Origin of the sequence: Metabacillus niabensis (genome assembly GCF_020524345.1) — a bacterium.
Taxonomy (GTDB): Bacteria; Bacillota; Bacilli; order Bacillales; family Bacillaceae; genus Metabacillus; species Metabacillus niabensis_B.
On sequence record NZ_JAIVLH010000005.1, the window covers coordinates 106834 to 125993 of the forward strand.

Here is a 19160-nt window from a genome sequence, read left to right on the forward strand (position 1 = left end):
ATCTACCCTTTTAAAATATTTATTTACATTATTAAGCTACTCATTGCTATCTTACTTGTTTTTCTAGTTTCTGAATTTACATTTTTCGGACAATTACATGTTCTATGATGGAGAATGTTCTTGTAGAACATTAAAGATTGTACAGTTCTTTCCGGTATGTTGAAAGCGTTTCTTCAATCAAACTGAGTCTTTCCTCTAGTTTCTCAATAGAATGTCCAGTGGATTCCAATTTTTCAATATCTCCTTGGATTCTTACATATTCCATTTTTAATTCATCGATTTTTTGCTGTATTTCTTGTTTGCTCATCATTATGCCTCCATTTATCATAATTTTGCTAAACTTTTATAAAAAGTATAACAAGAACTAAAAAAATGGGCTATTTATCATCTCTGTTATGAATTACAGGGATGGTAATATTCTATAAAAAGAACTATGAAAATAGTTCTTTCAAAGAATATTAAAAGAAGATTAAAAGTAACGTTCCCACGATGATACAATAATATGTAAAATAAACAAGTTTGCCGTTCTTCATAATTCCCATAAACCACTTCATCGCAAAATAAGTCATCAATAGAGTTGAAATAAATGCCGCTAAATATGGAACGGCCAAGTCAGCTTTATTTGGTTCATGTAAAAAGTCAGTAAACCCAAGAACTACTCCACCGAGACTAACAGGGATATATAACATAAATGAAAAGCGAAGTGCAGTATCTTGTTTCATTCCAACAGAAATGGCTGAAATAATCGTTGCTCCTGAACGGCTTATACCAGGAGTTAAGGCTACTGCCTGCCCTAAACCAACAATGAATGCATCCTTAATGGAAAGGTCACTCTCGTCTTTAGTACCTTTCATATTACGAATTAACCAACATGCAATTCCTGTTACAAATAACATGAGGGCAATTGTAGTCATGCTAACATTTTCCCCTATAAAGTCATTTAACAATATACCCAGAACTCCAGCAGGTATAGTGCCTATGATGATAAAGCAAATAAAGTGAAAATCGCTTTTATAACGGGAATTTTTCGTTTTTAAATAGGCAATGGAATTATTCATAAGCCTAAAGATATCTTTTCTGTAAATATAAAGAATCGCAAGTAATGAAGCAGTATTGGTTAATATAGCAAAAGTAAATCCTTGTTCACCTATCCCCAATAATTCACTTGCAATCATTACGTGACCACTTGATGACACAGGGATAGGCTCTGTAAATCCTTGCACTAGCCCAATAATGATCATTTTCAATGTATATAGAATATCTAATTCACCCATTTTTTCCTCCTCATTTATCTCTTTAATAATGTATCAAATTAGGATTATACCTTATTTGTGCTAATAATTTGTTTAATAAATCTTTACAATTATGTGAAAGAGGAAAAAAATTCCTCTATTAGTTGAAAATTACCCTTTTTTGTGTAAGTATGTAACAATTATTTCTGATAATAAAAAAACTGGACCAAAATTGTTAATCTTATGTCCAACAATTTTGGTCCAGTTCAAGGTAAGTTTTTCATTGTTTAAATCATATAAACCAGATGCATGTTCATTTTGCATATCAGGCATCCTGCTAAAAAGTTGAGAGTGAACGATGAACTCATTCACTCTATAAAATAAATAAGATTATTCAGGACGATTCGTATTAGTTGAATTATTTTCAATTGGATAATTCTCTCCATAACCTTCAACATGACCGGCGTGCTCTTTAATATATGCTGATCCTGAACCAATTTCAGAATTTTGTAGGTTGTTTTTTTGATTTTTATTGTCTCTAGTTTGATTTGTCAAAAATTTCACCTCCTAAACACATATTAGATTGCTTTGAAATGGTGAAATTATTCAAGGGAGATAGAAAAAGTCTTGTAGTATGAATTTATTTTTTTAGATTGAAGGAAACATTCTAAAAATGTTGCGGAGACTTTACTTCACTTTCCTTAAGCTTTTGCCATTAAGAATGTCTTGCACACCTTCTTCACACACACCATATGTTCTCCAATAACAAGATTTACAAACTGTTTGAATATCTGAAGGGATGATACGCTTGTTTATGATAGCTTCAATTTCCTCCCAATTTAAAATCTGTCCAATTTTGAGTCCTAATTTCTCTAATACAGCCGCATCTCTTTCATAAATATGATCATCCTGACAATGGTATTTACCGTTGTTTGGATATTTGTCACACAAATGATCAGGACCTAAGATGAGTTGTACACTTGTCTTAGGCTTCTCTCTCAAAGTTTGATGCAAACGCGTCATATTTTCAATATATTCTATAGAATATCCCATGCCCCGATAGCCCAATAGGCAAAAAATATGATGACCTCGTAGTTTATACATTGTTTCCTCCTCAAACAGTTGTTAAGTTGTTAACTGATAAAACAAATAAGTTAACACATACCTGTATTTTATCATCTTACCTATAATAGCTGGGCATTTTTTTACTATTTACATTTGTAACTAAAGAAGATAAGAAAAGGTATACACAATTGTAACTGTTAAATACTATTTAGATCATATAACCTTTTGGTATTGAAGTAAGGGAAAATGGTTTGTAATTAAGTAATTTGACTATGTGGTGGATGTAACAAAATAAAAGGGAGAGAAATATAATAGAGTGGAAAGTAAAAAAGTATGTTTTGATTTATCATTTACTGATTGGGGTTTAATCTTTCAAAGGGACTATTTTTCTAATTTGGATATATATCATATATTTACATAGGGTTAACACCTGATTAATAAAATTTACAAAACCTTTACAATTGCTTAATAGAGAATTTACAATCTATGTTTATTCTTAACAATGGGTATTATATAGAAAGAAGTTGTCAGTAGATCACCTTGGAGGTTTAGAAATGACATTTATGAGAAAGACAACATTTGGATTATTGATGTTATTCTTTGCTGCTGCATTAGTAGCATGCAATAACTCTGATAATGGAATAGAGTCAACCAATGAAGGTTCAGATACAATTGCTATTTCAGGTTCGACATCCGTAGGACCATTGGCTGAAAAAATGGCAGAAAAATACAAAGAAAAATCGAATGTAAATATAGAAATTAATCAGATAGGTTCATCAGCAGGCATAACAAATGCTATAAACGGTGTATCTGAAATAGGTATGTCATCACGTGATTTGAAAGAGGAAGAAAAAGCACAAGGGCTGACTGAGACAATTATTGCTTATGATGGGATAGTGGTTGTCACCCATCCAAGCAATAAAGTTAAAGACCTTACATTGGATCAGGTGAAGGAAATCTTTACAGGTGAGATGACCAATTGGAAGGAACTTGGGGGAGATGACATGGAAATTGTCGTTGTTTCCAGAGAGGACGGATCAGGTTCCCGTGATGCATTTCAAGAAATAGTAGGGTATTCCTCAGGAGAATTAGTTAGAAGTTCTATTATTGCTTCCGGAAACGGTAATATAAAAACAACTGTGGCAACAAATAAGCATGCAGTTGGATTTATTTCATTTGAATATATTGATTCAACGATTTCAACAGTAAAGATTAATGGAGTAGAAGCTACAGCCGAAAATGTTCTAAATCAAAAGTATATGTTATCACGTCCGTTTTTGTTTGTTCACAAGGATAATCAACTATCTAGTGGCGGACAACAGTTTATTGACTATATTCTTGGACCTGAAGGACAAGCGATTGCAGCAGAGTCAGGTGCAATACCGATAAAATAACGTAACAATTCACTGATGTCAAATCGACATGTCAGACATAAAACATCGTGTGTTAGAGCAAACATGGAGGAATGAAGAATGCCGCGACTACCTGTTGAGGACCAAGCAATAGATATTGGAAAATCAAATAAGAGGAAGTACTTTCTTGAGAAATTATCAGCAAAATTATTTCTTTTTTGTGCATTACTTTCAGTTATCAGCTTATTGGTCATTATAGGATTTGTTTTTTATAAAGGTTCACTACCATTTATCGCTGATGGATATAGTTTTTTTGATTTTATCTTTGGGGTAGATTGGGTTCCAAGTGAAGATAAATTTGGAATATTACCAATGATTGTAGCATCTATATTTGCAACAATTGGATCCTTAATCATTGGAGTTCCGGTTGGTTTATTTACAGCCATCTTTTTATCAGAAATTGCACCCAAAAGTATAGCGAAGCTCATCTCACCAGCTGTTCAATTATTGGCCGGTATCCCATCAGTTTTGTATGGAGTGTTCGGACTCGCAATCATCGTCCCATTTTTGCAAGATAATTTACACTTACCGAAGGGTCAAAGCTTATTTGCAGTTATTTTGGTATTAGCAATTATGATGTTACCTACAATTGTAACAGTTGCAGAAACAGCTATTCGCGCAGTGCCTAAAACGTATCGTGAGGGTTCATTGGCATTAGGTGCCTCTCAGATAGGAACAATTTTTAAGGTTGTTGTTCCTGCAGCGAAATCGGGTATTATGGCAGCAATTGTTTTAGGTTTAGGGAGAGCGATCGGAGAAACAATGGCAGTTATCCTAGTAGCTGGAAACAGTTTAATTATCCCGACAAGCTTAACTGACAGTGTACGTCCATTAACGACCAATATCGCTTTAGAAATGGGCTATGCATATGGGACACACCAGGAAATGTTATTTGCAACTGGTATCGTTTTATTCTCTTTTATCCTTTTATTAAATTTCGTTCTATCAAAAATCAGTGCGAAGGGTGGTCATTGAGTTGAGACAGGTAAAAGATAACGTATTGCGTGGACTACTCTGGTTTTCAGCGTTCTTAACTATTGCCATCCTTGTAACGATTGTTGGATATATATTTTATAAAGGGTATCGCTTAATTAGCATAGATTTTATCTTTGGGGATTATTCTCCAACAGGTCATGGCGGAATTTGGCCGATGATTATTACAACAATATATACAATAGTGATCTCATTATTAATTGCTACCCCGGTAGGAATTTTAGCTGCGGTGTATTTGCAGGAATATGCAAAACAAGGTCGTTTAGTTAGGATAATCCGCTTCGCGACGGAAAGCTTAACAGGGATCCCATCAATCATTTATGGATTATTCGGTGCAGTGTTTTTTGTTACAACGTTAAAACTGGGAATGTCGATTATAGCTGCTTCTTTAACTCTAACAATTATCGTATTACCAGTTATTATCAGAACAACAGAAGAGTCATTAAAGACCGTACCAAAAACGTATCGTGAAGGCTCTCTAGCTTTAGGAACAACAAAGCTGCAAACTTTATATAAGGTTATTTTACCGAGTGCGATGCCTGGAATATTATCAGGTATCATTCTCTCCATCGGGAGAATTGTTGGAGAATCTGCAGCAATCTTTTTAACTGCTGGGACGGTGGCTGCCATGCCGGACAGTATTTTCTCCTCAGCAAGGACATTAACGGTCCATTCTTTTTTGGTTACACAGGAATCAGGTGACATTGAGCTTGCTGCTGCGGTTGGGATTGTCTTAATCGTCATCATATTGGTACTGAACCTTTCGGCGACGTTTATCTCCAAGAAATTAAATAAAGCTGACTATTAAAAGAGGTGTATTGACATGGGTACAACAGAGATTGAACAAAGTAACAGGAAAGACCAATCACAATTCAACCAGCAAACAAACGGCAATGTCAAAATCAGTGTAAGAGACTTAAATTTATTTTATGGGGATAAACAGGCACTTTATTCAGTTTCATTGGATATTCAAGAAAAGGAAGTTACCGCTTTAATTGGACCTTCAGGATGTGGGAAATCGACTTTTCTACGAACATTAAATCGCATGAATGATCTTATAGACAGTGTGAAGATTAATGGTGACATTGTTATAGATAAAGAAAACATCTATCAATCAAATGACGTGATAAAATTAAGAACAAAAGTTGGAATGGTTTTCCAAAAGGCAAACCTGTTTCCAATGAGTATTTATGATAATGTCGCATATGGTCCAAGAATGCAGGGGATAAAAAATAAAAAAGTCTTAAATAACATTGTTGAAGAAAGCTTACGTGGTGCTGCAATTTGGGACGAAGTAAAAGATCGCCTGAAAACATCAGCACTCGGACTATCTGGTGGTCAACAGCAAAGGATCTGTATTGCACGTGCAATTGCGATGAAGCCGGAAATCATCTTAATGGATGAGCCTACATCAGCATTAGACCCAATTTCAACATTAAAAGTAGAAGAATTAATTGAACGCTTGAAAAAAGATTACACAATTGTTATTGTGACCCATAATATGCAGCAGGCAGCACGAGTATCAGACAAAACAGCCTTTTTCCTAAATGGGGAAATCATTGAATTTGATTCAACAAACAATATTTTCTCAATGCCAACAGATAAGAGAACAGAAGATTATATAACTGGAAGATTTGGGTAAGATTTTGGGGGAGTAGAAAATGGTCGTTCGTGAGAGCTTTGATAATAATTTGCAGGAATTACAAGGCAAAATGTCAATGATGGCTAAGCTTTCAATCACTGCAATGGAGAAAGCATTTGAAGCCTTAAAAAAACAAGATGTGGAGATTGCATTAAAAGTAATTGATGAAGATACAGTAATCGATAACCTGGACACGGAAATCAACCAATTTGTAATATGGCTAATGGTAAAAGAGCAACCAGTTGCCAGAGATTTACGAAGAATTATAGGTGCTTTAAAGATTACATCTGAAATTGAGCGAATTGCAGATTTTGCTGTAAATATCGCAAAGTCCACCATAAAAATTGGTCAAACACACTCTTTAGTGAACATCACAAATCTTGATCAAATGAAAGATCTATCAATTACTATGCTTGAAAAGGCATTACAATCATTTATTGAAGAAAATATGGTCCTGGCTAAAGAAGTTGGCGATTTGGATGATAAAGTTGATAAATATAGTGGTGAAACATACAAAGCAATCACTAAGTATTTAAAAGAACATCCAGAAGAAACAGATCAATTAGTGCAATTACTTTTCATCAATCGATACCTGGAACGAACTGCAGATCACATAACGAATATTGCAGAAAGTGCGGCTTATTTAATAAAAGGTCGTATATATGATTTTAATTCTTAATATAAAAGGGTGAGCATTTGTGCTTGCCTTTTTTAATTTTTATTGATAAATAAAAGTATATCTACTATAAGACATCTTAGGGAGTGAGGGTCAAGAGACGGTCTCACTCCTGAAAAATACGATAAGTTCCTTCTGGATTCTCTCATATGGGAATAGTTTATTTTAAGTCAATTGAGAGTGGTTGCATTTCTTCAACATTGAGAACCATTCCTGATCCTTTTGAATAATAGATTTGCGGTGTAAATGTTAAAGAACGGGCATCAGGATGTATGGAGTAAATAGAAGCTTCACTTTTATGAAATGCCCCATCATCAAAACTTACTCCACCATTACTATTTACGTCATATTTGTTTCCTAAGTTGTCCATTACATTACTCATTTCAATTGAAATAAAAGGTGATTCCTTTAAAATATCCTGATCAACAACAAATTCATATTGTAAGACCGATGCCATTTTTGAATGCTCAAAAGATTTTAGGCTTAGAGTAATCCCGGGATACTCTTCTTTTTCGTTAAGCAACTGCGTACTTGTTTGTAGTTGGGTTAAGGAAAATTCAAATGACCAATCACCTTCGTATTGTTTAGTATCACTACTGTTTTCAAAGACTTTTGGCTGCCACTTAATGATAATTTCTTCAGGACTTTTTCCATCAAAATGTGGAGTGATTTTTTCGACACCTACATATGTTGTTTCATTCATTTTATCAATGTATCCTGTTCCACCTATTGCTTTAACATCCTGTATATCTATAAAACCTTCTGATCTAGGTTGACTTCCAAGGTCCAACGTAGTCTGGATTGCATAAGTAATAATCACATTTGTTCCATCATAGACTGCATTTTCAATCATAATATCAATTCCATTACTAGACTCCACCTGATTAACTACTGTAGCTAAATCAACGTATTCATTGGGGAGAGTATCTTTTTTAAAGTGCTCCATAATATTTTGTATAAAAGGAATATGTTTTGCTAATACAGGAACGCTTATGATACTGCCAGTAAAAACCGTAACTCCAATCAATGCTGCGGCGGTTAAAGTATGTAGTAAAGTCCGTTTCTTTACCTTTTTTTTCTTCTTCAATACATGTTGTTTTATTTCTGTTTTCCTTTTTGTTGTTAATGCTCTTGGTTCAATATCATTAATATCAATATCAAGAAAGTCTTGTAAATCATTATTCATAAAAACCGCTCCTTCAGATGTTCGTTTTGTGCAAGTTTTTTCTTACCGCGATATAATCGATTTTCTACTGCTGACACCGAAATTTTTAGAGATGCTGCAATTTCAGCACTTGTTAAATAAAGAAAATATTTCATCATAAAAATATCACGATCGATCTCTGGTAATGTACTGAGAACAAGGAGAAGCGTGTTGGTTTCTTCCTTTTTAATTATTTGCATTTGTACATCATCTAAATGGGGTTGTATATGAAGTTCCTCTTCACTTTGTTCTCGATTTTGTATTTTCTTTATATGACGAAAACGGTCAATTGCTTTGTATTTTGTAAGCATCGCGATCCATTTCTTGAATTCCATACTTGTTCCTTTAAACGTATTTGCATTCTGCCAAACTGTTAAGAATACATCATTCACACATTCATCTACCGCATCACTGCTTACATTGTGTAAGATTTTGTAGCTTATGGCATTTACAAGAGCTGAATATTCATCAATGATGTATTCGAGTGCCTTTTCATTTTGTTTTTGTAGTAGTTTAATAAAATTCACAGCATTACATGTCATTATTGATTCTCCTTATTTTATTGAAAAAGCTTTTTCACTATCTATATCGAATGAATGAATGAAAAACTCGCACTTTTTTAATACTTTTTAAAAAGTATAAATTTATTCTAGATAATAGTAAAAGATAACTAAGGCTTCTCTATTAGGGCAAGTGGAGTTTTTTATTTCATAATGTTTCAACTAATTAAGATAAAGATAAATTAGGAGATTCATTTTTATTGACGAAAAAAAGAAAAATTAGTGATATAATAGAAAGAAAGAGCTTACAAAAAAGAAAGTAGGATGTATTTATGACAAATGTAATGGGTGGTTTAAACCGTTTATTTGAATGGATTATGCGTTTATCTGTTATTAATATAATGTGGATTATATTTAATCTGCCTATTTGTTATTTAGCTATGTCACTTTTGTTTGCAGAAGATGAAGCCTCGGTCTTTTTATTGCTGGGAACGATTGCTGTATTAACTCCATTTATGTTTTTTCCGGCGACAACAGCCATGTTTGGTGTTGTGAGAAAATGGGTGATGGGAGAAGATGACGTCCCGCTAGTTAAATCATACTGGCGGTTTTACAAAGAAAACTATGTAAGAAGTTTAACTGGTGGTTTATTGCTCACTCTTTTTTGGGTGATTTGGACTGTTGACTTTTTCTTTTTTTCAAAAGTGAATGTCCTGGTTAGTGCATTCTTTTTAATCGGATTTTTATTTCTTTTCTTAATGACACTTTTCTTTTTCTCAAACACTGTACATGCAGAATTAAAGCTTTTAACAAGTATAAAGAATGCTTTCTTTCTTACAATGGTGTATCCATTGATTAATATGGTTGTATTGGTAATCAGTGGTGTGATTTTGTATATAAGTTTAGGTGTATTTACTTTCCTTGTTCCATTCTTCATGGGGACACTTATCACGTACGTAGGTTTTGCTGCATATTATCAAAAAATGGAGAAGATAAAAAATAAATCGGTCATCGAAACAAAATAAAGTTCAAAAAAAGTACGTTCTAATGAAAAGAACGTACTTTTTTGTTGAGCAGGAAAAAATGGCCTGGAATAATCAAAAATCTAAATAAGAAAAAGACCTTTCCACGTGAAAAGGTCTTCTGTTTTGTCAGGAAGCGTTTTCATAAATAACGCCTTTAAACTGAATTTTAAAAGATGGGGGATTACTTTTCTTTATTTCGTTTTTAACTTCTTTGATTTTTGCTACTGCTTCTGTCATTCCAGATGCTGTGATTTTGTATTCTGTTTTCTCATTTCCGGTGTCAATTAAAAAGACAAATTGTTTCATGATTTGTGGCACTCCTTTGATTAATAGTTCATATATTTTATGTTCATTATTGGAAAACGGTTTCTATAAAATTTTAAGTAAATTTGTATACGCTTTCATTTTATTGCATCAAAAGACCTATGTCAAGGAGTAACCTATTTTATTTTTTACAATAAAAACATTCTTCTTAATTTGTTCACAAATGAACGAATTAAGAAGAATGTTTCATTCCCCATTTATCATAAATAAAATGCAAAAGCGATTATAATTCCAATGCCTAAAATAATATAAATCCATGATAAGCGTGAGAGGTTTGCTTTTGTTTTGGTATCATAATGTTTATCTCCTTTACCACCAATTAAAATAGTACCTAGTAAAGCGAGAACACCAATTAAAATGACGAGGATAATGGCAATCTTCATCATAAATTCCTCCTTACATCACACACTTTTTTCTATCATACTATAAAGTAAATGATTCGAATGTAAAATAATGACTGAAATACAAAATATCACCTCATTTACAAAGAGGTGAAGGTTTTTATTTTATAACATCATATAAAACACGTGCAATTATTTCATGATTAAAATGCCCAAAGTCTTTTCCAAATAATGTTAGGCCACCACTGTTTTTTCTATTGTCTGAAACTGCTAATTTAAATTTTATCTCAGATTTCATCGTAAGGTTAATGTGATCGATCGTTACATCTGAAATGCGACTTCCATCTATAAAAGTACCATCTTTGTTAATACGAAGTAATTTGGCCATTCCATATTGATTTAAGTATCCAGGCCACCAGTCTGGATTATTCGTGCCTCTCATTTTTCCAAAATCACCAGGTGATGTCCAGAAGCCCAGCTCAATATTATTTAAATAAAAGTAGATATCGGAAGGCCATTCCTCATTGTATCCAGGTGCTTCGGAACTGATCTCAAAAATAAACTGAAGTTCTTTAAACTCTTCAAATCGTTTTAAGTAGTTAGGTATTCGATATTCCAGAAAACCATTGTTTAACCAAATGATACCGGCATGAATGTGAGTTGGATCTGCAAAATATCGGGGGTCATCGAATTCTCCTATAATACTATTTTTTGTAGCTAATCCACAGGTTGGCTCAGCACTATAATTAATATAATGTCCAACATTGATTTCATATTCATAGCAATGCTCGATTTCTTTACTTCTTAAATCCACTGTTAGCGAATCTTCATTTAAATAACACATCTTTTGAATTCCATGTTTCCCAACCGTAGTTGTAATATCAATTATGCCACTTTCTTCAAGTTTTTTAATATGCATAGTAACAGCACCATTTGTTAATTTTAGTTTTTCTGCTAGCTCATTTAAGTTTAATCGATCATGTTGTCTTAATAAATTGATAATTTCAATTCTGGTTTCAGAACTTAATGCTTTAAATATGGTTAGACCTGACTGCAAATCTTTAATATGAATCAAAGGTGTACCCCCTGTAGAGTAAAGTTTATTTTAGTACATTATAAAATAAATCGAATGAATGAGAAAGTCATTATTTTTAATGGTTCAAGAAAAAGAGTATATATGAAGATGTTAGTTTAATAGTTTTTGAAAACGAATACAATTTTTTATTGACAACTAAAATGATGGGAGATTATTATAAAAATATAAAAAGATTTAGGTTTTTATAAAATGAAAATTAGGGATGGGTGGTAAATCATGACATTAAAAGCAAAAATGGTAGTTGATAAGGATTTTAAAATATCTGATGTGGATTCACGGATATATGGATCATTTATTGAGCACTTAGGTCGTGCAGTATACGGTGGAGTATATGAACCGGATCATCCACTTGCTGACGAAAATGGTTTTCGAAAAGATGTTATTGAACTAGTGAAAGAATTGGATGTGCCGATTATCCGCTACCCGGGTGGGAATTTTGTATCAGGCTATAATTGGGAAGATGGAGTAGGACCTGTAGGAGAGCGTCCAAGACGTTTAGATCTTGCCTGGAGAACGACTGAAACAAATGAGTTAGGCACAAATGAGTTTGTTGACTGGACAAAAAAAGTTAAATCAGAAGTGATGATGGCTGTCAACTTAGGTACAAGGGGAATTGATGAAGCAAGAAACCTGGTAGAATACTGTAATCATCCAGGGGGTACATATTACAGTGATTTACGGAAACAACACGGGTATAAAGATCCCCACAAAATAAAAACATGGTGTTTAGGAAACGAAATGGACGGACCTTGGCAAATTGGTCATAAAACAGCAGAAGAGTATGGCAGACTTGCGGTTGAAACGGCAAAAGCTATGAAGTGGGTAGATCCGACGATTGAACTTGTTACATGTGGTAGTTCAAGTTCTTCAATGGCAACTTTCCCTGAGTGGGAAGCTACAACGTTAGAGCATACATATGAAGCTGCAGATTACATCTCACTTCACCAATATTATGGAAATCGCAATGACGATTCAGCTAGCTATTTAGCTAAATCGCTGGATATGGATCATTTTATTAAGACCGTCATTTCAACCTGTGACTATATAAAAGCAAAAAAACGTAGTAAGAAAACAATGTATTTAAGCTTTGATGAATGGAATGTTTGGTACCATTCAAATGAAGCAGATAAAAAAGTAGAGCCATGGTCGATTGCTCCTCCACAATTAGAGGATGTTTATAACTTTGAAGATGCGTTATTAGTAGGCAGTATGCTTATGACAATGCTAAAGCACTCTGATCGTGTGAAGATGGCATGTATGGCTCAGCTAGTTAATGTTATTGCACCAATTATGACAGATACAAAAGGTGGAGCGTGGAAGCAAACAATCTTTTATCCTTATCAGCATGTATCCATGTACGGGCGTGGGATTGCTTTACAGCCGGTTATCTCCTCACCTAAATATGATTCGAAAGAGTTCACAGATGTTCCTTATCTGGATTCAATTGCCGTTCATAACCCAGAAAAAGAAGAACTAACGATTTTTGCCTTGAATCGCAGTCTTGAAGATAGCTTAACACTAGAATGTGATGTTCGTAGTTTTTCAGACTATCAAATCATTGAACATACAGTGTTGGAAAATGAAAACTTAAAAGCAGTTAACACACTCGAAAAACAAGCAGTTATTCCACATAACCGAGGAAAAGCGGTACTTGAAGGTGGAAATATTATTGCACCGTTAACGAAGCATTCTTGGAATGTGATCCGTTTAGGATTGAAAAAATAAAAATGTCAAATGAGACCTGTTCTATTAAAGAGCAGGTCTCATTTTTGTTTTACGATATATGTTTCAACAAGGTAAAAGTGTGGAAGGGTACATATATAGGGACATACTTAGAAAATGACAGAAGCGCTTCATATGTCATTGTATTTATGACACAATGATTCCCTTAAATCTTTGTGGATTTGATACATTGTCGCTTAAGCTTATGTAATCGTACAATATATAGTAAGAAAACTCTTACTCAACCTTTAATGGGGGTGTTTGTCGTGTCAGTCATTTCAAGAGATTTATTTTTATATCTATCAAATAATAAAACGTTGAATCGGGCCGCCCAAAATTGGGGCAGCAATATCGCCTCCGGAAAGATTGTCGGTGGGATAGACTTTCCAAGCTCCATTAAATTTATAAAAGAGTTAAATGAACAGGGTTTTTCAGTAACAGTTGATCATTTAGGTGAATTCGTTACTAGTGAAGAAATTGCAAGAGAGCGGACAAAAGAATGCATCCAAACAATCGAAACGATTGTTGCTCAACGATTAGATTCTCATGTTTCTCTAAAACTAACATCATTAGGCTTAGATATTTCAAAAGAACTCGTTTTTGAAAATATGAGAAAGATTATGGATATAGCTGAAAAGTATAAAATTATGGTCACAATTGATATGGAAGATGAAACAAGGTGTGAAGAAACACTTTCAATTTTTAAGGGCTTAAAAGCTGATTATAGTTATATTAGTACAGTAATCCAGGCATATTTGTATCGTGCTGAACAAGATATTCGCAATTTAAATAGTTATGAACCATTTTTAAGACTTGTTAAAGGAGCATATAAAGAGTCACCTACTGTTGCTTTTCCGAAGAAGGCGGATGTTGATGAAAATTATAAAAAATTAATCAAATCCCGTTTATTAAATGGTCATTATACTGGAGTTGCAACTCATGATGATGCCATTATTGAATATACTAAGAGATTAGTAGAGGATTATAAAATTCCAAAACATTCATTTGAGTTTCAAATGCTATATGGAATGAGAACACAAACTCAAAAGGAATTGGTTAATCAGGGCTATAAAATGCGTGTGTATGTGCCATACGGGATTGATTGGTATGGATACTTTATGAGGCGTCTAGCAGAACGTCCAGCTAATCTTGCCTTTGTCCTAAAGGGTATGACTAAAAAGTAAAAAGGAGTCGATTATCATGACAACAGTTTACAAACACGAACCATTTACTGATTTTGCAAAAGAGGAAAACCGCAAAGCTTTTGAAGCTGCATTAGAAAATGTGAATAAGGTGATGGGAAAAGAATACCCGCTTGTCATTAATGGAGAACGGATTACAACGGAAAGTCAAATTGTCTCCTATAACCCGGCAAACAAAGATGAAATTGTGGGAAAAGTAGCAAAAGCGACTCAAGAGCACGCGGAAATGGCCATTCAAGCAGCGGATAAAGCTTTTCAGACATGGAGATATTGGAATCCCGAAGAACGAGCCAATATTTTATTCCGTGCAGCTGCTATCATACGCCGAAAAAAACATGACTTCTCCGCATTATTAGTAAAAGAAGCAGGTAAGCCTTGGAATGAAGCTGATGCAGATACAGCGGAAGCAATAGATTTCCTGGAATATTATGGCCGTCAAATGATTGAACTGGCAAAAGGGAAGCCCGTAAACAGCCGTGACGGAGAAATCAATAAATACGTCTATACACCAACAGGAGTAACAGTTGTCATTCCACCTTGGAACTTTTTATTTGCGATTATGGCAGGTACAACAGTTGCACCAATTGTAACTGGTAATACGGTCGTGTTAAAGCCTGCAAGTGCCACACCGGTCATTGCTGCTGAATTTGTAGAAGTATTAGAAGAAGCAGGATTACCAAAAGGTGTTGTTAACTTTGTTCCAGGAAGCGGTGCTGAAGTTGGTGATTATTTAGTAGATCATCCTAAAACGAGTATTATTACCTTTACAGGATCTCGAGAAGTCGGAACCCGCATTTTTGAACGTGCAGCAAAAGTCCAATCAGGTCAGCAGCACTTAAAACGTGTGATTGCGGAAATGGGTGGTAAAGATACAGTTTTAGTTGATAAAGATGCGGATCTAGAGTTAGCCGCTCAATCTATTTTCACTTCAGCATTCGGTTTTGCAGGTCAAAAATGCTCTGCAGGCTCAAGAGCAGTGATTCACGAAGATGTTTATGATCAAGTGCTTCAACGGGTTGTGGAAATTACTGAGCAGAAGATGACCGGCAACCCTGAAAAATATGAAACATATATGGGACCGGTTATTGATCAGGCTTCATATGATAAGATTATGGAATATATTCAAATCGGAAAAGAAGAAGGTCGTTTAATGAGCGGTGGTAAAGGAGATGATACGAAAGGCTACTTTATTGAACCAACGATCTTCGCTGATCTTGACCAGAATGCTCGGCTTATGCAAGAGGAAATCTTCGGCCCTGTGGTTGCTTTTGCAAAAGCGAAGGATTTTGACGAAATGCTTGAAATCGCTAATAACACTGAATACGGTCTAACAGGAGCGTTGATTACAAGAAACAGGCAGTATATCGAGCGTGCAAAACAAGAGTTTCATGTTGGGAATTTATATTTCAACCGTAACTGTACTGGTGCTATTGTTGGCTACCACCCATTCGGTGGCTTTAAAATGTCAGGAACAGACTCAAAAGCAGGTGGTCCGGACTACTTAGCTCTTCATATGCAGGCAAAAACAATAAGTGAGATGTTGTAATAAATGCAAGGAGCAGACATTACGTCTGCTTCTTTTGGGTGTATAAATTTATTTGATTGGAAATGTTTTTACGGTTGATTTATCTAAGCATCCTTATTAAAAAAATAATTATTTGCAATTTCCTGAAACTTTCGTCTATCTTGTTCGTATTACTTAACAAAGGTAACTAGTTACCGCTAAAGTCTTACCACGTGGATAAAAGGCTTAATATAGTAGTAGGAGGCAGAAAGATGTCAGGTTTTTTTGGTGTTATTGTAATTTTAATTCCCTTATTCATTATTGCGGCACTTGCCGGGATTGGTTATTTCTTTTGGGTGAAGATTCGTTATCGAACAGCCAAGTCAAATCAAGCGTTAATTATTACAGGTCCAAAGTTAGGTGATCCTGAAAAAGAAACGAATATATTCACAGACCAAGAAGGACGTTCGATGAAAATTATTCGAGGTGGCGGTTATCGACTGAGACGTTTCCAAACTGCTACACCTGTTAATTTAACTTCCTTTCAATTAAAGCTTTCAACACCAAGAGTGTACACAAACGGCGGGGTGCCGATTGTCGCTGATGCAGTTGCGATGGTAAAGGTAGCTGATACATTAAATGGTATTGCAAACTATGCAGAGCAATTTTTAGGGAAAGAGCAAGAAGAAATTGAAGCTGAAATTATTGAGGTACTGGGGAGTAATCTTCGTGCCATTTTATCGAAGATGACGGTTGAGGATATTAATAGTGACCGTGAAAAATTTAATCATGATGTATCAGAGGTTGCACAAAAGCAACTAGATCTTATGGGCTTTAAAATCACTTCATTAGGTTTAACGGATTTACGTGATGCTGATGAGGAAAACGGTTATTTAAAAAACCTCGGAAGACCACGTATTGCAGAGGTTCGTAAACTGGCAGAAATCGCTGAAGCTAATAGCCAGCGTGAAACGCGTATTCATATAGCACAAACAGATCAAGCAGCTAAAGAAGAGGAATATAAGCGTCAAATTGCAATAGCGGAGTCAAAGAAGGAAAAGGATATTAAAGATGCTGCCTTCAAAGAGGAAACTGAACGGGCGCGTGCAAAATCAGAACAATCATATGAATTAGAAAAAGCGAAACTTGCGAAAGAAATAAAAGAAGAGGAATTAACACTTCAATTCTTAGAACGTGAACGTGCTGTGAAGCTGGAAGAGGAAGAAAGTAAAGTTCGTAAAGCAAAAGCAGATGCGGAGTACTATGAAACGACTCGTAAAGCAGAGGCGGAAGCCCGTAAATCTGAGATCGATGGGGAAGCAAAGGCAAAAATCCGTCGTGAAGAAGGTTCTGCTGAAGCAGACGTTATTCGTGAAAGAGGGAAAGCAGAAGCAGAAGCTCGTAAACTATTAGCAGAAGCAATGGAAAAACATGGTGATGTTATTATTACTGAAAAATTAATAGAAATGTTGCCAGTCTTTGCTGAGAAGATTGCACAGCCACTAAGTAATATTGATTCTGTTAAAATTATAGATTCCGGTAATGGCCAAGGTGTGTCATCATTTGGAAAAAGCATTACAAAAACCATGGTTGATATTCAGGAACCTTTAAAAGAAATGACAGGAATTGATATGGGTGAGCTATTAAAGTCTTATGCAAACCGAACAAATCGTACTGACAATCATATAACATTTCAAGATGTAAAACGGGACAATGATTCAGATACAATCACGGTTGTTGAAGATCAACCTGAAAAATAATTGGAGAAGGCGGGCAAATATTGTCCGTTTTTTCTATGCAATAAAATGATACACATAAGCATTTAAATATGTGGTTACATAATGTGTTTGAACTGTGTTCAATTTCTATGAAAGATTTCCTACAATGCCACTATACAAGTAATCATAAAGCAAAGTATCATAAGGTTAACGAAATATGAGGTAGGAGTTTTATTATGAATGAGCTATTAGAGCGTGCTTTATCATTAACTGATTTGAATGATGTTGTCGATGTAATCAGTGATGGGTTAAAAAAGCCTGTAATTGTAGAAAGTGATCATTTTTTTCTTTTGGCTTATAGTTCTTATTATGTAAATCACTTTGATTATGCAAACCAACAAACCATTTTCTCAAAAAAGTGTCCATTAAATATATTTGAACGGTTTGTTGAAACAGGCATTATCGACCAATTAAAAACAACTGACAGGCCTTTCCGAATTGAAGAAATGAAAGAAATTGGGTTAAATCGTCGAGTTGTTGTTCATGCAAAGTATAAGAATAGTATTATGGGCTATATTTGGGTGCAGGAAATGAACAATTATCTGACAGAAGAAGAACTTCATTTTCTTTTTGATATTTCCTTTCATGTTGGAAAGTTAATTTACAAGAAAAATAAGTTAAAGCAACAAAAAGCAGAAGAAATTGAGTACTTTTTCAGAAAGGTTATAAATAATGAGTTTACAAACGAAAAGGAATTAAAGTGGGAAGCTGCTGAGCTTGATATTGTGTTACCTTCTATTTTTTGTGTGATGGTTGTGAATGCGATTCATGCAGACGAAGAACTTATTGAGGAACTAAAAGAAACAATTCGTTCATATTTAAATTTAAAAGACAACACAAGTCATGTGTTGGTATATCGGACAAATATTGTCATCATTGTTGGTTGTTATTCTCTTAAATATTCGCCTGTAAAAGCTTCTCTTCAAATTGTAGAAAATTTACTGACAAACTTTGATGTCAAGAGATATTCAAATATTTATATCGGAATCGGAAACGAGTATCAGCCTATCCTCTCACTTCATAGAAGTTACAAGGAAGCGCTTGAGGTTGTTTCAATTACAGAAGAATTAAGAACACAAGAAAATCTTCCCTATGAATATAAGAAGATTGGAGTTCTAAGGTATTTGGATGTTATTTATGAGAAGAATGCAAGGACGAATTATTCGAATAAAAATATCCGGATCCTTCAAGAAAAAGATAGAGAAAGTCAAACAGAGCTTGTCAAGACGCTGGAATATTATTTAGTGAATAACTGTAAGCTTAAGCCAACAGCAGAGCAAATGTTTATTCATCCTAATACACTAAATTACCGAATGAAACAAATTACTGAGTTAACAACAATTGATTTTAATGATTTTAATCAAAAATGTCAGCTTTATCTAGATTTGATGGTGAGTAAAAGAAAAGATCGGTAGGGTCCGAGTTGGTGAAATTAGCATTTATT

Annotated in this window: 21 protein-coding genes; 11 read left to right on the top strand and 10 right to left on the bottom strand. The window is 34.4% G+C overall.

The annotated features are described in order from the left end of the window. Positions 1 to 130 precede the first annotated feature (130 nt). From LC095_RS08050 to LC095_RS08070, 5 genes are all read right to left on the bottom strand, one after another. The gene (locus LC095_RS08050) at positions 131 to 307 is read right to left on the bottom strand and encodes an SE1832 family protein (protein WP_226527691.1); all 177 of its coding nucleotides are present in this window, start codon (positions 305 to 307) and stop codon (positions 131 to 133) included. A 151-nt stretch (positions 308 to 458) separates the two neighbouring features. Continuing rightward, entirely contained in the window at positions 459 to 1274 is an 816-nt protein-coding gene (locus tag LC095_RS08055) for an undecaprenyl-diphosphate phosphatase (protein WP_226527692.1), read from the bottom strand. 129 nt (positions 1275 to 1403) lie between these two features. After that, positions 1404 to 1556 (bottom strand): hypothetical protein, encoded by a 153-nt coding sequence (locus LC095_RS08060; protein ID WP_226527693.1) that lies wholly within the window; start codon positions 1554 to 1556, stop codon positions 1404 to 1406. A gap of 66 nt (positions 1557 to 1622) precedes the next feature. Then, positions 1623 to 1787, bottom strand: a complete 165-nt coding sequence (locus tag LC095_RS08065; RefSeq protein ID WP_226527694.1) for a hypothetical protein — start codon at positions 1785 to 1787, stop codon at positions 1623 to 1625. A 132-nt stretch (positions 1788 to 1919) separates the two neighbouring features. After that, positions 1920 to 2336 carry a DUF1284 domain-containing protein gene (locus LC095_RS08070; protein WP_226527695.1) on the bottom strand — a complete coding sequence of 139 codons (417 nt, stop codon included), beginning with the start codon at positions 2334 to 2336 and terminating at the stop codon, positions 1920 to 1922. 515 nt (positions 2337 to 2851) lie between these two features. On the opposite strand from LC095_RS08070, the gene LC095_RS08075 reads away from it, so the two are divergent. The 5 genes from LC095_RS08075 (at position 2852) to phoU (ending at position 7023) form a co-directional block, all read left to right on the top strand. Beyond that, positions 2852 to 3691, top strand: a complete 840-nt coding sequence (locus LC095_RS08075; RefSeq protein ID WP_226527696.1) for a phosphate ABC transporter substrate-binding protein — start codon at positions 2852 to 2854, stop codon at positions 3689 to 3691. Positions 3692 to 3769: 78 nt separating this feature from the next. Then, positions 3770 to 4684 (top strand): phosphate ABC transporter permease subunit PstC, encoded by a 915-nt coding sequence (pstC, locus tag LC095_RS08080; RefSeq protein WP_226527697.1) that lies wholly within the window; start codon positions 3770 to 3772, stop codon positions 4682 to 4684. Position 4685: 1 nt separating this feature from the next. Further along, positions 4686 to 5510 (top strand): phosphate ABC transporter permease PstA, encoded by an 825-nt coding sequence (gene pstA, locus LC095_RS08085; protein ID WP_026559581.1) that lies wholly within the window; start codon positions 4686 to 4688, stop codon positions 5508 to 5510. Between the two features lie 15 nt (positions 5511 to 5525). Beyond that, a complete protein-coding gene (gene pstB, locus LC095_RS08090) occupies positions 5526 to 6344 on the top strand; it encodes a phosphate ABC transporter ATP-binding protein PstB (protein ID WP_216772770.1) in 819 nt (272 codons plus the stop codon). 19 nt (positions 6345 to 6363) lie between these two features. Beyond that, positions 6364 to 7023, top strand: a complete 660-nt coding sequence (gene phoU, locus LC095_RS08095) for a phosphate signaling complex protein PhoU (protein ID WP_226527698.1) — start codon at positions 6364 to 6366, stop codon at positions 7021 to 7023. A 157-nt stretch (positions 7024 to 7180) separates the two neighbouring features. On the opposite strand, the gene LC095_RS08100 is transcribed toward phoU, so the two are convergent. Together LC095_RS08100 and LC095_RS08105 are read right to left on the bottom strand one after the other, a co-directional pair. After that, complete coding sequence (locus tag LC095_RS08100; RefSeq protein ID WP_226527699.1) at positions 7181 to 8206, bottom strand: DUF4179 domain-containing protein; 1026 nt, start codon at positions 8204 to 8206, stop codon at positions 7181 to 7183. After that, complete coding sequence (locus LC095_RS08105) at positions 8203 to 8766, bottom strand: sigma-70 family RNA polymerase sigma factor (RefSeq protein ID WP_226527700.1); 564 nt, start codon at positions 8764 to 8766, stop codon at positions 8203 to 8205. Before LC095_RS08105 ends, LC095_RS08100 begins: the two co-directional genes overlap by 4 nt. A gap of 290 nt (positions 8767 to 9056) precedes the next feature. Here LC095_RS08105 and LC095_RS08110 point away from each other — a divergent pair, with 290 nt between their 5' ends. Next, positions 9057 to 9749, top strand: a complete 693-nt coding sequence (locus LC095_RS08110; protein WP_226527701.1) for a YesL family protein — start codon at positions 9057 to 9059, stop codon at positions 9747 to 9749. Between the two features lie 126 nt (positions 9750 to 9875). On the opposite strand, the gene LC095_RS08115 is transcribed toward LC095_RS08110, so the two are convergent. The 3 genes from LC095_RS08115 to LC095_RS08125 form a co-directional block, all read right to left on the bottom strand. Continuing rightward, on the bottom strand, positions 9876 to 10055 hold the full coding sequence (locus tag LC095_RS08115; RefSeq protein ID WP_078434746.1) for a hypothetical protein: 180 nt from the start codon (positions 10053 to 10055) through the stop codon (positions 9876 to 9878). A gap of 218 nt (positions 10056 to 10273) precedes the next feature. Then, entirely contained in the window at positions 10274 to 10456 is a 183-nt protein-coding gene (locus LC095_RS08120) for a hypothetical protein (protein ID WP_226527702.1), read from the bottom strand. A gap of 118 nt (positions 10457 to 10574) precedes the next feature. After that, complete coding sequence (locus LC095_RS08125) at positions 10575 to 11489, bottom strand: ArsR/SmtB family transcription factor (protein ID WP_226527703.1); 915 nt, start codon at positions 11487 to 11489, stop codon at positions 10575 to 10577. 237 nt (positions 11490 to 11726) lie between these two features. Here LC095_RS08125 and LC095_RS08130 point away from each other — a divergent pair, with 237 nt between their 5' ends. The 5 genes from LC095_RS08130 to LC095_RS08150 all read left to right on the top strand — a co-directional run bounded on the left by LC095_RS08130 (position 11727) and on the right by LC095_RS08150 (position 19131). Beyond that, positions 11727 to 13235 carry an alpha-N-arabinofuranosidase gene (locus LC095_RS08130; protein WP_226527704.1) on the top strand — a complete coding sequence of 503 codons (1509 nt, stop codon included), beginning with the start codon at positions 11727 to 11729 and terminating at the stop codon, positions 13233 to 13235. 263 nt (positions 13236 to 13498) lie between these two features. Then, positions 13499 to 14416, top strand: a complete 918-nt coding sequence (locus LC095_RS08135) for a proline dehydrogenase (RefSeq protein ID WP_319005779.1) — start codon at positions 13499 to 13501, stop codon at positions 14414 to 14416. Between the two features lie 16 nt (positions 14417 to 14432). After that, a complete protein-coding gene (gene pruA / locus LC095_RS08140; protein ID WP_226527706.1) occupies positions 14433 to 15980 on the top strand; it encodes an L-glutamate gamma-semialdehyde dehydrogenase in 1548 nt (515 codons plus the stop codon). A gap of 230 nt (positions 15981 to 16210) precedes the next feature. Next, the gene (locus tag LC095_RS08145; protein ID WP_226527707.1) at positions 16211 to 17698 is read left to right on the top strand and encodes a flotillin family protein; all 1488 of its coding nucleotides are present in this window, start codon (positions 16211 to 16213) and stop codon (positions 17696 to 17698) included. Between the two features lie 194 nt (positions 17699 to 17892). Next, on the top strand, positions 17893 to 19131 hold the full coding sequence (locus LC095_RS08150) for a PucR family transcriptional regulator (RefSeq protein WP_226527708.1): 1239 nt from the start codon (positions 17893 to 17895) through the stop codon (positions 19129 to 19131). Positions 19132 to 19160: the final 29 nt, after the last annotated feature.